Source organism: Aeromicrobium alkaliterrae (genome assembly GCF_039529015.1).
Classification (GTDB): Bacteria; Actinomycetota; Actinomycetes; order Propionibacteriales; family Nocardioidaceae; genus Aeromicrobium; species Aeromicrobium alkaliterrae.
Map to the genome: position 1 here is coordinate 223,746 of NZ_BAAAME010000004.1, position 13,472 is coordinate 237,217.

Here is a 13,472-nt window from a genome sequence, read left to right on the forward strand (position 1 = left end):
AGGCGCTCGCCGCCGTGTTCTACGGCGCGATCCGGTCCTCGGCCGAGTTCGTCGCCGACTCCAGCGACCCCGACGTGGCCAGCGCCCGCGTCGAGGAGGCGATCACCGTGATCCTCACGGGACTGCGCACGCTCGGCCAGCTCGTCACCGACTGAGCGCGCCTCCCCCTACTGGAACGTCGCGGAGCCGCGGTCCTGCGAGACCAGCTCGATCCAGGTCTTGCCGGCCGGGATCGTGACCGGGGCGCCCGCCGCGTCGACGAACGACACGGTGCTGTTGAGCGCCTCCTTCGTCCAGGTGACGTCGACGGCCTGTCCGCCGATCACGACGACGCCGGGCCCACTGCCCTGGAAAATGGTCTCGGGCACGCTGTTGCCGGCCGGGTCGCGGTAGCCCGCGTCGCGCTCCTGCGCGTAGATCACGACGAGGTTGTTCGCCACGAACTCCTCGCCGGGAGCCGCGAAGCCGTTCGTCCGCGTCCAGCCGCCGTCGGCGTACCCGAAGGTCGTCGTGTGGCTGCGCGAGAACGTCACGCTGGCCGAGGTGACCGGGCGCGCCCCGGCGGCCGCCGCCGGGGTCTCACCAGCCGGCGTGAACTGGAAGTAGGGGCCGGGGATCGTGGTCGGTGACGCCTGCGCCGCGACGGTGGTCAGGTCGAGCAGGCGGTTGTAGGGCCGCTTCTTGGCCGAGTCCGTGCTGAACCCCGGGGAGTTGTTGTCCTCGGTGTAGGTCGTGAGACCGGCCTGCGCGATGACGTCGTAGGCCGGGCCGGCTCCGCCGGAGGCCACGACGTGGGCGCCGACGGGCGAGGCGATGCCGGCGTCGGTCCCGCGGAGCGAGCGCACGTGACCGATCTTGGTCGGCAGCGTCGTGTGGTACAGCGCGGCGAGGCGCGTGATGCCGCCCTCGACCATCTCCTCGACGACCATGTCGGCCTGGTTCACGCCGTACTGCGGGGAGCCCGACTTGCTGTTCTCGACCTTGACGACGAAGACCGGGTTGACCGGCGGCTCGCCGCCGAACTCCAGGCCCGTCAGGGGCGAGACCTGGACCACCGTCTGGCTGTCGCCCTTGGTCGACTCCTGGTCGTCGGCCGGCTTGTCGTCGCCGCTGCAGGCGGTGGTCACGAGGGCCAGGGCGGTCACGACGGCGATGAGGCGGAACTTCATGCCCGCCAGCATGCCTCAACCCCTGGGGCGAACCGATTCGGACACGCGGGCGTTCCGCAGGCCGGCGGGAGGTCCTCCGCCGTGCGATGTCAGTGGTCGCTGGGACGATGGCGGGGTGTCCGATCCGCTCGCCCGATTCGCGCCTGCCACCCGTGCGTGGTTCGGTGAGAGCCTGGGTGCGCCCACCGCCGCGCAGGCGGCCGCGTGGTCGGCCCCGGACGACCGCCACCTCCTGGTCGTCGCCCCCACCGGATCCGGCAAGACCCTCGCCGCGTTCCTCAGCGCGATCGACACGCTGCTTCACCGCGAGCCGCGGGCGGCCGACGCCCCGCCCCGCGGCACCTCAGTGTTGTATGTCTCCCCGCTGAAGGCCCTGGCCGTCGACGTCGAGCGCAACCTACGCTCCCCGCTGGTCGGGATCTCGCGCACCGCGGCGCGCGAGGGCGACACCGTCGTCGACGTCAGCGTCGGCATCCGGTCGGGCGACACGCCGCAGCAGGAGCGGCGCCGACTCGCCACGCATCCGCCGGACGTCCTCATCACGACGCCGGAGTCGCTGTTCCTCGTCCTCACCTCGGCGGCCCGTGAGTCGCTGCGCGACGTCCACACCGTCATCGTCGACGAGGTGCACGCCGTCGCCGGCACCAAGCGAGGCGCTCACCTGGCCCTCAGCCTCGAGCGCCTCGACGCCCTGCTCGAGCGTCCCGCCCGACGCGTCGGCCTCAGCGCCACGGTGCGTCCGGCCGAGGAGGTCGCCCGCTTCCTCGGCGGTGGCCGGCCGGTCGAGATCGTCGCCCCGCCGTCGCCGCGGCACCTCACCCTCGACGTCCGGGTGCCGGTCGACGACCTCACCGACATCCCCTCGATCGACGAGGACAGCCCGGCCGGCACGATCTGGCCCCACGTCGAGCGTCAGGTGCTCGACCTGGTCCTGTCCCACCGCTCGACGCTCGTCTTCGTCAACTCGCGCGGCCTGGCCGAACGGCTCACGTCGCGGCTCAACGAGGCCTACGCCGACCGCCAGGGCAACGCCCGGGCGCCCGAGTCCGACGCGCGGGCGCCGGCCCAGGTCCTGGGTGGCAGCTCGCAGTCGAAGGGCGTCGCCGACGGCACGTCCGACCTGGTCGCCCGCGCGCACCACGGCTCGGTCAGCAAGGAGCAGCGCGCGCTGATCGAGGACGACCTCAAGACGGGTCGCCTGCCGTGCGTCGTGGCCACGTCGAGCCTGGAGCTGGGCATCGACATGGGCGCGGTCGACCTCGTCGTGCAGGTCGGTTCACCACCCACCGTGGCCTCGGGGCTGCAGCGGGTCGGACGCGCGGGCCACCAGGTCGGTGCGCTGTCGAAGGGCGTCCTGTTCCCCACCTCCCGCACCGACCTCCTCGGTGCGTCCGTCACGGCCGACCGCATGATGGCGGGCGCGATCGAGGCGCTCCGCGTGCCCACCAACCCGCTCGACGTGCTGGCGCAGCAGACCGTCGCCACCTGCGCGCTCGAGCCCGTCGACGTCGAGGAGTGGTTCACGGCCGTGCGCCGGTCCGCCCCGTTCGCCACGCTCCCGCGGCGCGTCTACGAGGCCGTGCTCGACCTGGTCTCCGGCCGGTACCCCTCGGAGGACTTCGCCGAGCTGCGTCCCCGGGTCGTGTGGGACCGCGACGCCGGAACCCTCACGGGGCGGCCCGGCGCGCAGCGGCTCGCCGTCACCAACGGTGGCACGATCCCCGACCGCGGCATGTTCTCGGTCGTCCTGCCCGTCGACGAGGAGTCCACGGCCGCGCGGCCCGCGCCACGACGCGTGGGTGAGCTCGACGAGGAGATGGTCTACGAGACCCGGGTGCAGGACGTCATCTCGCTGGGCGCCACGAGCTGGCGCGTCCAGGAGATCACGCACGACCGGGTCGTCGTCGTCCCCGCGCCCGGCCTCCCGGCGCGCCTGCCGTTCTGGCGCGGCGACGCAGCGGGCCGCTCGCCGGAGCTCGGCGAGGCGATCGGCGCCGCCGTGCGCGAGCGCAGCGCCGGCGGGGGTGCGAGGTCCTCCGACGATCCGTCCCTCCTCGACGACCGGGCGGCTGCCAACCTCGACGCCTTCCTCGCCGAGCAGCGCGCCGCCACGGGCGTCGTGCCCACCGACCGCACCCTGGTCGTGGAGTCCTTCCGCGACGAGCTCGGCGACTGGCGGGTCGTCCTGCACTCGCCGTACGGCCGTCGGGTGCACGCCCCCTGGGCGCTCGCGGTCGCGGCGCGCATCCGCGAGCGCTACGACCTCGACGGCGCGGTCGTGGCGTCCGACGACGGCATCGTCGCGCGCCTGCCCGACCTCGACGGCGACGCCGCCCCGGCCCTCGCCGAGCTGTTCGCCTTCGACCCCGACGACCTCGAGCGCATCGTCACGACCGAGGTCGGCGGATCCGCACTGTTCGCCGCCCGCTTCCGCGAGTGCGCGGCGCGGGCCCTGCTCCTGCCGCGGCGCAACCCCGGCTCCCGCGCGCCGCTGTGGCAGCAGCGCCAGCGGGGCTCGCAGCTGCTCGAGGTCGCGCGGCGCCACCCGGAGTTCCCCATCCTGCTCGAGACGGCCCGCGAGTGCCTGCAGGACGTCTACGACCTCCCGGCCCTCACCCGCCTGATGCGGGGCGTCGACGACCGCACCGTCGCACTCGTCGAGGTCACGACCGAGAAAGCCTCGCCGTTCGCCCAGAACCTCGTCTTCGGCTACGTCGCCGCGTTCCTCTACGAGGGCGACGCGCCGCTGGCCGAGCGGCGCGCGGCGGCGCTCTCGCTCGACTCCGGGCTGCTCGCCGAGCTCCTGGGCCGCGCCGAGCTGCGCGACCTGCTCGACCCGGAGGTCGTGCGCGAGGTCGAGGCCGAGCTGCAGCGCACCGCGCCCGACTTTCGCGCCCGCGACGCCGAGCAGGTGGCCGACCTCGTGCGGCGGCTGGGGCCGATCCCCGCCGACGAGGTGCAGCAGCGCTCCACCGATCCTGAGGCAGCACCGCAGTGGCTGGCCGACCTGCAGGAGTCGCGCCGCCTCGTCGAGGTCAACGTGGGCGGCCGAGCGATGTGGGCCGTCGTCGAGGACTCCGGCCGGCTGCGCGACGCCCTGGGGGTGGCGCTCCCGCTCGGTGTCCCCGCCGCCCACCTCGAGTCGCCCGCCGACGCGCTCGGCGACCTCGTGTCGCGCCACGCGCGCACGCACGGCCCGTTCTCCGCCTCGGCCCTCGCCGCGCGCTGGGGCCTCGGGGTCGGGCCGGTGCGCGACGTCCTCAAGCGCCTCACCGCCGACGGCCGCCTGGTCGAGGGCGAGTTCCGCACCGACACCGAGGCCACCAGCACCGACCGCACCGAGTGGGTCGACGCGGAGGTCCTGCGCCGTCTGCGCCGACGCAGCCTGGCCGCCGCGCGCCGCCAGGTCGAGCCGGTCGACGCCACGACCCTGGTCCGGTTCCTGCCGAGCTGGCACCGCCTCGACCGCAGCCGCCGCGGCGAGACCGGGCTCCTCGACACGATCGACCAGCTCGCCGGCGTGGCCCTCCCGGCCAGCGCCTGGGAGTCGGTCGTCCTGCCGGCCCGCGTGAGCGACTACTCCCCCGCGATGCTCGACACGCTGCTCGCCGAGGGCGAGGTGGCGTGGGTCGGCGCCGGGACCCTCGGTCGCACCGACGGCTGGCTTCGTCTGCTCCCCGCCGACCTGACCGGGCTCCAGGACCCGCTCGAGGTCGAGCGGAGCGAGCTCCACGACACGGTGCTCGAGCGGCTGCGCGCCGGCGGCGCCTTCCGGTTCACCGACCTCACCGCCGAGCTCGACGACCCCGACTCCAAGGCGGCCGACGTGCTGTGGGACCTCGCGTGGTCCGGTCTGGTCTCCAACGACTCGTTCGCCCCGGTCCGGGCCCGGGCCGGGAGCCGCAGCGGCACCCGCGCCCGACCGACCGGACGCCCCCGCCGGCTCAACGCCCGGTCGCTGCGCCCGGCTGCTCCCCCGGCGCTGGCCGGCCGCTGGTTCGCCCTGCCCGACGACCCGGTCGACCCCACCCGCCGCGCCGTGACGCGCGCCGAGCTCCTGGTCGCCCGCCACGGCGTGCTGACCCGGGGTGCGGTGATGTCCGAGCAGGTCCCGGGCGGATTCGCCGACGTCTACCGCGTCCTGCGCGAGTCGGAGGACCGCGGCGCGGTGCTGCGCGGGATGTTCGTGGAGGGCCTGGGCGCGGCCCAGTTCGCGGCCACGTCCACGATCGACGTGCTCCGCTCGTACGTGCGCGAGTCCGACGACGAGACCGTCACCCCGGCGTTCGCCCTGGCCTCGACCGACCCGGCGCAGCCGTTCGGCGCGGCGCTCGGCTGGCCCGAGACCCTGGCCGCCGCCGACAGCACCCACCGGCCGTCGCGCCGTGCGGGTTCGCTCGTCCTGCTGCACGACGGCGCCCTGGTCGCCTACGTCGAGCGCGGCGCCCGCCGCATCCTCACGTTCACCGACGACCCGGCGCACCTCACGGCCGCCGCTGCGGCCCTGGCCGACCTGGGACGCACGGGCCGCATCGGACGCCTCCGCGTCGAGACCGTCGACGACCGCTCCGTCGGTGGCACCGCGATGGGCGAGGCGATGACGGCGGCCGGGTTCCGCGCCCACCCGAAGGGACTGCAGCTGCATGCCGGAAGGTGACACCGTCTTCCGCACGGCGCAGAAGCTGCACGACGGCCTCTCCGGCCACGTGCTCACCGTCAGCGACTTCCGGGTGCCCCAGCACGCCACGGCCGACCTGACGGGCCTGGTCGTCGACGAGACCGTCAGCCGCGGCAAGCACCTGCTGACCCGTGTCGGCCCCTGGACGATCCACACGCACCTCAAGATGGAGGGCGTCTGGCGCGTGCACCCTCACGGGACGCGGTGGGACCGGCCCGCCCACTCGGCCCGGCTCGTGCTCGAGACGGCCGAGCGCCAGGCGGTCGGGTTCTGGCTCGGCACCGTCGACCTCCTGCCCACGGCCGACGAGGAGACCGTCGTCGGCCACCTGGGGCCCGACCTGCTCGGCCCCGGATGGGACCTCGACGTCGCACTCGACCGCCTCTCGGCGGCTCCCGATCGCGAGGTCTTCACGGCCCTGCTCGACCAGCGCAACCTCGCCGGGTTCGGCACGGAGTACGTCAACGAGCTGCTGTTCGTGATGGGCGTCCACCCCACGACCCGGGTCGGGGCGGTGCCCGACCTGCGCCGCATGATCGTGCGCGGCCAGCAGATGATCCGGGTCAACTCCACCCGCTGGGAGCGCTCGTTCACCGGGAGCACGCGGCCGGGCCAGGAGCGGTGGGTCTTCCACCGCGAGCGCAAGCCGTGCCGCCGGTGCGGCACCCGCATCGCCGACGCCGACCTGGGCGACGTCCCCACGCAGGAGCGCAACGCCTTCTGGTGTCCGCACTGCCAGCCCGGCCAGGGGCCGGAACCCGCTCCCCGCAGGGCGAGAACTCACTCCTGACAGGGCGGGAATCCACTCGCGAGGGGGCGGGAATCCACTCGCGAGGGGTCAGGAGATGGCGGTGGGGGCCTTGGCGGGGGCGGTGTCCCAGACCATCGCCTCGTCGAGGTCGGTGCGGCGGTGGTCCCACGAGTCGAGCCACCAGTTCTGGCGGATCGTCCACGGGCGGCTCGTGCCCTGCTTGGGCAGCAGCTGCGCGACGCGCTGCACGTAGCCCGAGGTGAGGTCGAGCAGCGGGCGCTCGTCGCCACCGGGGCCGTCCGGGTGCGGGGCGCCGAAGCGGCGGCCCGTCACGCGCAGGTGCTCCACGAAGCTCGCGACGTACTGCGACGTCAGGTCGGCGCGCAGCGTCCAGGAGGCGTTGGTGTAGCCGACGCACCAGGCGAGGTTGGGCACGCCGCTGAACATCAGGCCCTTGTAGACGTACAGCTCGTGCGGATCGAGCACCTGGCCGTCGACCTCGAGCTCCGCCGTGCCGAAGTTGACGAGCTGGAGACCCGTCGCGGTGACCACCACGTCGGCGTCGAGGTGCGTGCCGTCGGTCAGCTCGATGCCGGTCTCGTCGAACCGGGCGATGTGGCCCGTGACGATGTCGGCCCTGCCGTGACGCAGCGCGCGGAACAGGTCACCGTTCGGCACGATGCACAGACGCTGGTCCCACGGGTCGTAGCTCGGGTTGAGGTGCGTGTCGACGTCGAAGCCCTCCGGCAGCGAGCGGCGGGCCCGGGCCAGCAGGACCCGGCGGGCCAGCTTCGGGAAGCGCTGGCAGAGCTCGTAGAAGCCCACCGCGACCGAGGCGTTGCGGAAGCGCGTCAGGCGGTGCGCGAGGCCCGCCGGCAGGATCTTGCGGGTGATCCCGGCCAGCGGGTCGACCTCGGGCAGGCTCGTGATGAACGTGGGCGAGCGCTGCAGCATCGTGATGTGCTCGACGTCGTCGGCCAGCGACGGGATCAGCGTGACCGCGGTGGCTCCCGAGCCGATCACGACGACGCGCTTGCCGCTGACGTCGAGGTCCTCGGGCCAGAACTGCGGGTGCACGACGGTGCCGCCGAAGGACTCCAGCCCGGGGAACTCCGGGGTGTAGCCCGTGTCGTACGAGTAGTAGCCGCTGCAGAAGTACACGAACGAGGCGGTCAGCGTCGTGACTCCGGTGTCGGTCGTGGCCGTCACGGTCCAGAGCGCGTCGTCGCTCGACCAGGAGACCTTGACGACGCGGTGCCCGAAGCGGACGTGCGGCAGCACGCCGTCGGCCTCGGCCGTGTCCTGGATGTACTGGCGGATGTCGGCGCCGTCGGCGATCGACTTGCGGTTCGTCCAGGGACGGAACGGGTAGCTCAGCGTGTACATGTCACTGTCGGAGCGGATGCCGGGGTAGCGGAACAGGTCCCACGTGCCACCGATGCGGTCGCGCGCCTCGAGGATCGTGAACGAGGACGTCGGGGACATCTCGCGGAGCCGGTGGGCCGCGCCGATGCCGGACAGGCCGGCTCCGACGATCAGGACGTCGACGTGGTCGGTGCTCATGGTGGACTCCTCGGGCCGTACGTGACACTGGCGATGTCACCATACCGATGGTATGTCCACTTGTCACCGTCCTTGCCTACACTGGCGGCGTGACTGACACCGAGCTCGCGGACGCGAGCCCCTCCACGGAACCGCGCGAGAACCTGCGCGGACTCGGCATCTTCCTGATCGTGTCCGGCGGCATCGCCCTGGCCTCGGCCCTGATCCTCACGATCGAGAAGATCCACCTGCTCGAGAACCCCGGCGAGGCGCTCAACTGCGACATCAGCGCGTTCGTCAGCTGTGGCGGCGTCGTCAACCAGCCCCAGGCGTCGGCCTTCGGCTTCCCGAACACCCTCCTCGGCATCGTCGGCTTCACCCTGGTCGTGATGGTCGGCGTGCTGCTGGCCTCCGGCGTCCGGCTCCCCCGCTGGTACTGGGGCGGCGTGATCGTCGGCGTCACGTTCGGCATCGGCTTCGTGACCTGGCTGCAGAGCCAGAGCATCTACGTCATCCAGGTGCTGTGCCCCTACTGCATGGTCGTGTGGACCATGATGATCCCGATCTTCGTCGTCGCGATCGGCCAGGCCGTGCGCGAGCTGCGCCCCGAGTCCGGCGTCGGCCGCTTCCTGGTCGAGTGGCGCGTGCTGATCATCGCCCTCTGGTACGTCGTCGTCGCGAGCCTGATCTGGTTCCAGTTCGGCACCACGCTCTGGGCCTGAGCACAGGTACGACACCCCGCGGGCGCCCGCGCGTCACCGTTCGTCCACCTTCGGGTCACGGAGTCTCCCTACGCTCCGGCCATGTCTCACTCCCCCCACCGCTCGGCGACGTACCGCCGGGTGAGGGCCCTGGTCACTGCCACGGCCCTCCTCGCCCCCCTGGCCCTCCTCACCTCGGCGCACGCGGCCACGCCTGCGCACACCGACTCCGCCGAGGGCGCTGAGCTGTCGCTCGACGTCCTGGGCACCCACCGCACCGACGTCTTCGACGCGAGCGCCGCCGAGATCGTCGCGTTCCACGCGGCCACGGCCCGCACCTTCACGGTCAACGCCCAGTCGGGCCAGATCGACGTGATCGACGCCTCCGACCCGGCCGCCCCGGTCAAGATCGACGCGATCGTCGCTTCCAACGCCGAGGGCATCGACGAGGGCTCCACCGCCAACTCGCTCGCGATCCGTCCCGACGGCCTGATCGTCGCCGCGATCGAGGCGCCCGAGAAGACCGACGCCGGCTGGCTCCTGTTCGCCGACGCGAACACGCTCGACATCCTCGGCACCGTCCAGGTCGGTGCCCTGCCCGACATGGTCACCCTCACCGCCGACGGCTCGCGCGCCGTCGTCGCGAACGAGGGCGAGCCGTCCGACGACTTCCTGACCGACCCCGAGGGCTCGGTCGGCATCGTCAACCTTCCGCCGTCGCTGACCGCCCCGGTCCAGGACGAGGTCAGCACCGCCGACTTCCACGCCTTCGAGGCGGGTGGCACGAAGACCCTGCACGAGGACGTGCGCGTCTTCGGTCCGACCCCGCACGGCGACGACCTGCCGGTCTCGCGCAACCTCGAGCCGGAGTACGTCGCAGTCGAGCCCGACGGCAGCGTCGCGTACGTCGCGCTGCAGGAGGCCAACGCCGTGGCGGTCGTCAACCTCGCCACCGCGACGGTCGACGAGATCTGGCCGCTCGGCTTCAAGGACCACAGCGTCGACGGCCAGGGCCTGGACCCGTCGGACCGTGACGGCGGCATCAACATCGCCACCTGGCCGGTCAAGGGCATCTACATGCCCGACGGCATCAACGCGTACCAGGCCGCCGGCTCGACCTACCTGGTCACCGCCAACGAGGGCGACGCCCGCGAGTGGGGCAGCTACGTCGAGGGCCGCCGCGTGAAGGACCTCGGCAAGAACGGCATCAAGCCGATCTGCGAGGACTCGCCGCTGCAGGCCGCCAAGGGCGACGCCGCCCTCGGCCGCCTCAACGTGACGACCGAGAACGGCCTCAACGAGGCCGGCACGTGCTACGACGAGCTCTACTCCTACGGCGCCCGCTCGTTCTCGATCTGGACGACCGACGGCACGCAGGTCTTCGACTCCGGGCAGGACTTCGAGGAGATCGTCGCTCGCGTCGTCCCGGAGTACTTCAACTCCAACCACACCGAGTCGAACCTCGAGGGTCGCAGCGAGGACAAGGGTCCCGAGCCGGAGAACCTCACGATCGGCCAGGTCGGGGACCGCACGTACGCCTTCATCGGCTTCGAGCGCGTCGGCGGCGTCATCGCCTACGACATCTCCGACCCGGAGAACCCGTTCTACGTCACGTACATCAACAACCGTGACTTCTCGGTCTCGGTCGACGGCACCATCGAGGACGCGCCCGACCCGGCCGCGTTCCTGGCCTCGGCCGGTGACCTGGGCCCGGAGGGCCTGACGTTCGTCAGGGCCTCGGACTCACCGACCGGCGAGCCGATCGTCATCGTCGGCAACGAGGTCTCGGGCACGACGACGTTCTTCGGCGTCACCGACCTCGCCCCGGCCGAGCCGGACTCGTTCACCGACGTCCCGGAGAACCACTGGTTCTTCACCGAGATCTCGTGGCTCGCGGGCACCGGCATCACGACGGGCTACACCGAGGAGGACGGGACCCTGACGTTCCGCCCGAGCGAGCCGATCCTGCGCGAGCAGATGGCCGCGTTCCTCTACCGCCTCGCAGGTGAGCCGGAGTGGACCGCGCCGGCGCAGTCGCCCTTCGCGGACGTGCCCACGTCGCACACGTTCTACGACGAGATCACCTGGCTCGCCGACCAGGGCGTGACGACCGGCTACGCCGAGGCCGACGGCACGACGACCTACCGTCCGTCGCAGCCGGTGCTGCGTGAGCAGATGGCGGCGTTCCTGTACCGCACGGCCGACTCCTCGTCGGTCGACGAGGACGGCCCGACGTTCGCCGACGTCGCACCGAGCCACGTGTTCTTCGACGAGATCGAGTGGCTCGCCGGCACCGGCATCACCACGGGCTACGTCGAGAACGGCGTCACGACGTACCGCGGGGCACAGCCGGTCCTGCGTGAGCAGATGGCCGCGTTCCTGTACCGGTACGACCAGCAGCTGCCTCGCTGAGTCGTCGGTCGACCATGAGCGCCCTGTGCTGCGAGGACGTCCTCGCGGCACAGGGCGCGGTCGTCCGGTCAGCGGCGCGTCGAGGTGACGACGTGCTCGGCGAACAGGCCCGGCCAGGCCACGACCCCGTAGGGCGTGCGCGCGACCTCCAGGCGGCTTCCGTGGATCGCCTTGTGCAGCCGCTTGGCCGTCGCCATCGGGTGCGTCTTGTCGCCGGTCCAGGCCAGGATCAGGGTCGGCGTCTGGATGCGGATGATGAGCCGGCGGTGCGGGAAGTCGCTCGCCGCGGCGCCGCGCAGCACCGACGGCATCAGCAGGGCCGGCACGGTCGGCAGCGTCTCGGGCGCGTGGCCCATCGCGGGGACGGCCGGCGAGACCGCGTCGAGCGCGAGGAAGGCGTCCAGGCCCTCCCGCTCCACCAGCTCCGCGTTCGTCAGGTACGTCTCGGCCTGCTCGCGGCGCAGTCGCCCTGCGGTCGGCGGGGTCACGAACGTCAGGCTCGCGAACCGCGCCGGATCGCGGGTCACGGCGTGCAGCAGGGTGCCGGTGCCCATCGAGGGCCCGACGCCGTGGACGGCCTCGCCCGGCGCGACGTGGTCGAGCAGGGCCAGCAGGTCGTCGGCCAACCGCTCCCAGCGATAGGTGTCCGGATCGGCCGTGCCGCTGGACTCGGCGTGACCGCGCGCGTCGTAGCGCAGGACGCGATGGCCCCGCAGCGCCCGCGAGAGATCGAGCCCGAGCTGACGGTCACGGGCGCGACCCGAGGTGAGTCCGTGCAGCTGCACCACCAGGGGGCCGTCGGCGCCGTCGACGTCGTACGCGAGCGCGGCACCGCTCGTCGTGAATGTGTGCACGCCACCTCGCTCCAGGGCCCGGTCTCCGGGCCTCGCCGCGCCTAGGATAGCCGCGATGCGACTCACCAACGTGGCTCACATGAGGCTCCCCCCGGGTCGTGTGACGAGTCTCTCCACGGGGCTGGCCGGCCTGCCCGGTGTGGCCGTGCCGATCTCGTACGACCAACGACTCCACACCAGCGCCGGGGACCGCGACGGCTCGTGGATGGCGCTCGCGTTCCGGCTCGACCTCGACGCCACGTCCCAGCAGCTCGCCGACGCCTGGTCCGCGGTCGTCTCCCGGCACGGCACCCTGCGCACGGCGTTCTCCCGCCAGGACGGCCGGCTGGCACTCCACGAGACCGAGGTCGTCCACGGCGAGTGGGTCGAGCACCCGCCCACCGACCCGTCCGAGACCTCCCGCGAGGTGCTGCGCCGAGTGCTCGACGCGTCCTGCCGTCCGTTCGCTGCCCCGTCGCACCGGCTCTGCGTCGTCGTGCCCGAGCCGGGCGACGACCCGCGGCCGATCGTCGTCATCGCCGGCGACCACTCCCACCTCGACATGTGGTCGCTCCTGGTCCTGCTGCGGGACCTCCGGACGTGCCTCGTCGACCTCCTGGCCGGCCGAGCGCCCGGTGCCGACCTGGCACCCGCGCCCCCGTTCGCGGCGCACACACGCCTGCTGGAGCAGCAGGAGTCCACGCCCGACTGGGTCGCTGCGCGGTGGGCCGCGGTGCTCGCCGATGGTGGCGGGAGCCTGCCGACGTTCCCGCTGCCGCTGGGCGACGTCAGCGCGCCGAGGGCCGAGGTCGTCGAGGTGCGCGACGTGCTCGACCCGGCTCAGCTCGAGGCCCTCGAGAAGCGAGCCGCCGACCACGGCGCGCGTCTGACGGCCCTCGCGATCAGCGAGGTCGCCGCCGCCACCACCGACCTCTCCGGTCGCCCGTTGCGGGCCGTGTTCCCGGTGCACAGTCGCGACGACCCGTCCTGGTACGGGTCGGTGGGCTGGTTCATCACCAACTCCGTGCTCGACTGCACCGACCCCAGCCCGGTCGGGTGCACCGCAGCCCTTCGCGAGTCGATGAAGATCGGCGCGCACCCTCTGGCCCCGGTCCTGGGCCACCTCGACCGCGAGCTCTCACCGCCCGGCATGTTCGCCCTGTCGTGGCTCGACACCCGACGTCTGCCCGAGGTGCCGCCCGGGCTCGAGGTGCAGTGGGTCTCGGCCGTCACCCGCCCCGACGGGGTCATGGCCTGGTTCCTCGCCGGGGACGACGGCCTCCACGTGCGGTGCCGCTACCCCGACACGCCCGAGGCCCGCCAGCACGTGGGCAGCTGGCTCGACGCCGTCGTCGACCGGCTGACCGCCGCGATGCTCGTCTAGCC

The 13,472-nt window shown here is 72.8% G+C and carries 8 protein-coding genes; 5 read left to right on the forward strand and 3 right to left on the reverse strand.

Annotated elements, in window-relative coordinates:
• Positions 1-167: 167 nt before the first annotated feature.
• Positions 168-1,169, reverse strand: a complete 1,002-nt coding sequence (locus ABD127_RS09120; protein WP_344200285.1) for a DUF3048 domain-containing protein — start codon at positions 1,167-1,169, stop codon at positions 168-170.
• Positions 1,170-1,284: 115 nt separating this feature from the next.
• Between ABD127_RS09120 and ABD127_RS09125 the strand changes: the two genes are divergently transcribed.
• Together ABD127_RS09125 and ABD127_RS09130 are read left to right on the forward strand one after the other, a co-directional pair.
• Complete coding sequence (locus ABD127_RS09125; RefSeq protein ID WP_344200288.1) at positions 1,285-5,826, forward strand: ATP-dependent helicase; 4,542 nt, start codon at positions 1,285-1,287, stop codon at positions 5,824-5,826.
• A complete protein-coding gene (locus ABD127_RS09130) occupies positions 5,813-6,637 on the forward strand; it encodes a DNA-formamidopyrimidine glycosylase family protein (RefSeq protein WP_344200290.1) in 825 nt (274 codons plus the stop codon). Before ABD127_RS09125 ends, ABD127_RS09130 begins: the two co-directional genes overlap by 14 nt.
• A gap of 48 nt (positions 6,638-6,685) precedes the next feature.
• On the opposite strand, the gene ABD127_RS09135 is transcribed toward ABD127_RS09130, so the two are convergent.
• On the reverse strand, positions 6,686-8,161 hold the full coding sequence (locus ABD127_RS09135; protein ID WP_344200292.1) for a flavin-containing monooxygenase: 1,476 nt from the start codon (positions 8,159-8,161) through the stop codon (positions 6,686-6,688).
• Between the two features lie 89 nt (positions 8,162-8,250).
• Here ABD127_RS09135 and ABD127_RS09140 point away from each other — a divergent pair, with 89 nt between their 5' ends.
• Positions 8,251-8,862 carry a vitamin K epoxide reductase family protein gene (locus tag ABD127_RS09140; protein ID WP_344200295.1) on the forward strand — a complete coding sequence of 204 codons (612 nt, stop codon included), beginning with the start codon at positions 8,251-8,253 and terminating at the stop codon, positions 8,860-8,862.
• An 81-nt stretch (positions 8,863-8,943) separates the two neighbouring features.
• Complete coding sequence (locus ABD127_RS09145) at positions 8,944-11,253, forward strand: choice-of-anchor I family protein (RefSeq protein ID WP_344200297.1); 2,310 nt, start codon at positions 8,944-8,946, stop codon at positions 11,251-11,253.
• A gap of 68 nt (positions 11,254-11,321) precedes the next feature.
• On the opposite strand, the gene ABD127_RS09150 is transcribed toward ABD127_RS09145, so the two are convergent.
• Complete coding sequence (locus tag ABD127_RS09150) at positions 11,322-12,107, reverse strand: alpha/beta fold hydrolase (protein ID WP_344200300.1); 786 nt, start codon at positions 12,105-12,107, stop codon at positions 11,322-11,324.
• A 79-nt stretch (positions 12,108-12,186) separates the two neighbouring features.
• On the opposite strand from ABD127_RS09150, the gene ABD127_RS09155 reads away from it, so the two are divergent.
• Positions 12,187-13,470: a condensation domain-containing protein gene (locus ABD127_RS09155; protein WP_344200303.1), complete on the forward strand. Its 1,284-nt coding sequence runs from the start codon at positions 12,187-12,189 to the stop codon at positions 13,468-13,470.
• The last annotated feature ends 2 nt before the right edge of the window (positions 13,471-13,472 follow it).

Coding starts and splice junctions, on each gene's coding strand:
- ABD127_RS09120 (WP_344200285.1), bottom strand. CDS start 1,169: ATGAAGTTCCGCCTCATCGCCGTCGTGACCGCCCTGGCCCTCGTGACC.
- ABD127_RS09130 (WP_344200290.1), top strand. CDS start 5,813: ATGCCGGAAGGTGACACCGTCTTCCGCACGGCGCAGAAGCTGCACGAC.
- ABD127_RS09135 (WP_344200292.1), bottom strand. CDS start 8,161: ATGAGCACCGACCACGTCGACGTCCTGATCGTCGGAGCCGGCCTGTCC.
- ABD127_RS09145 (WP_344200297.1), top strand. CDS start 8,944: ATGTCTCACTCCCCCCACCGCTCGGCGACGTACCGCCGGGTGAGGGCC.
- ABD127_RS09155 (WP_344200303.1), top strand. CDS start 12,187: ATGAGGCTCCCCCCGGGTCGTGTGACGAGTCTCTCCACGGGGCTGGCC.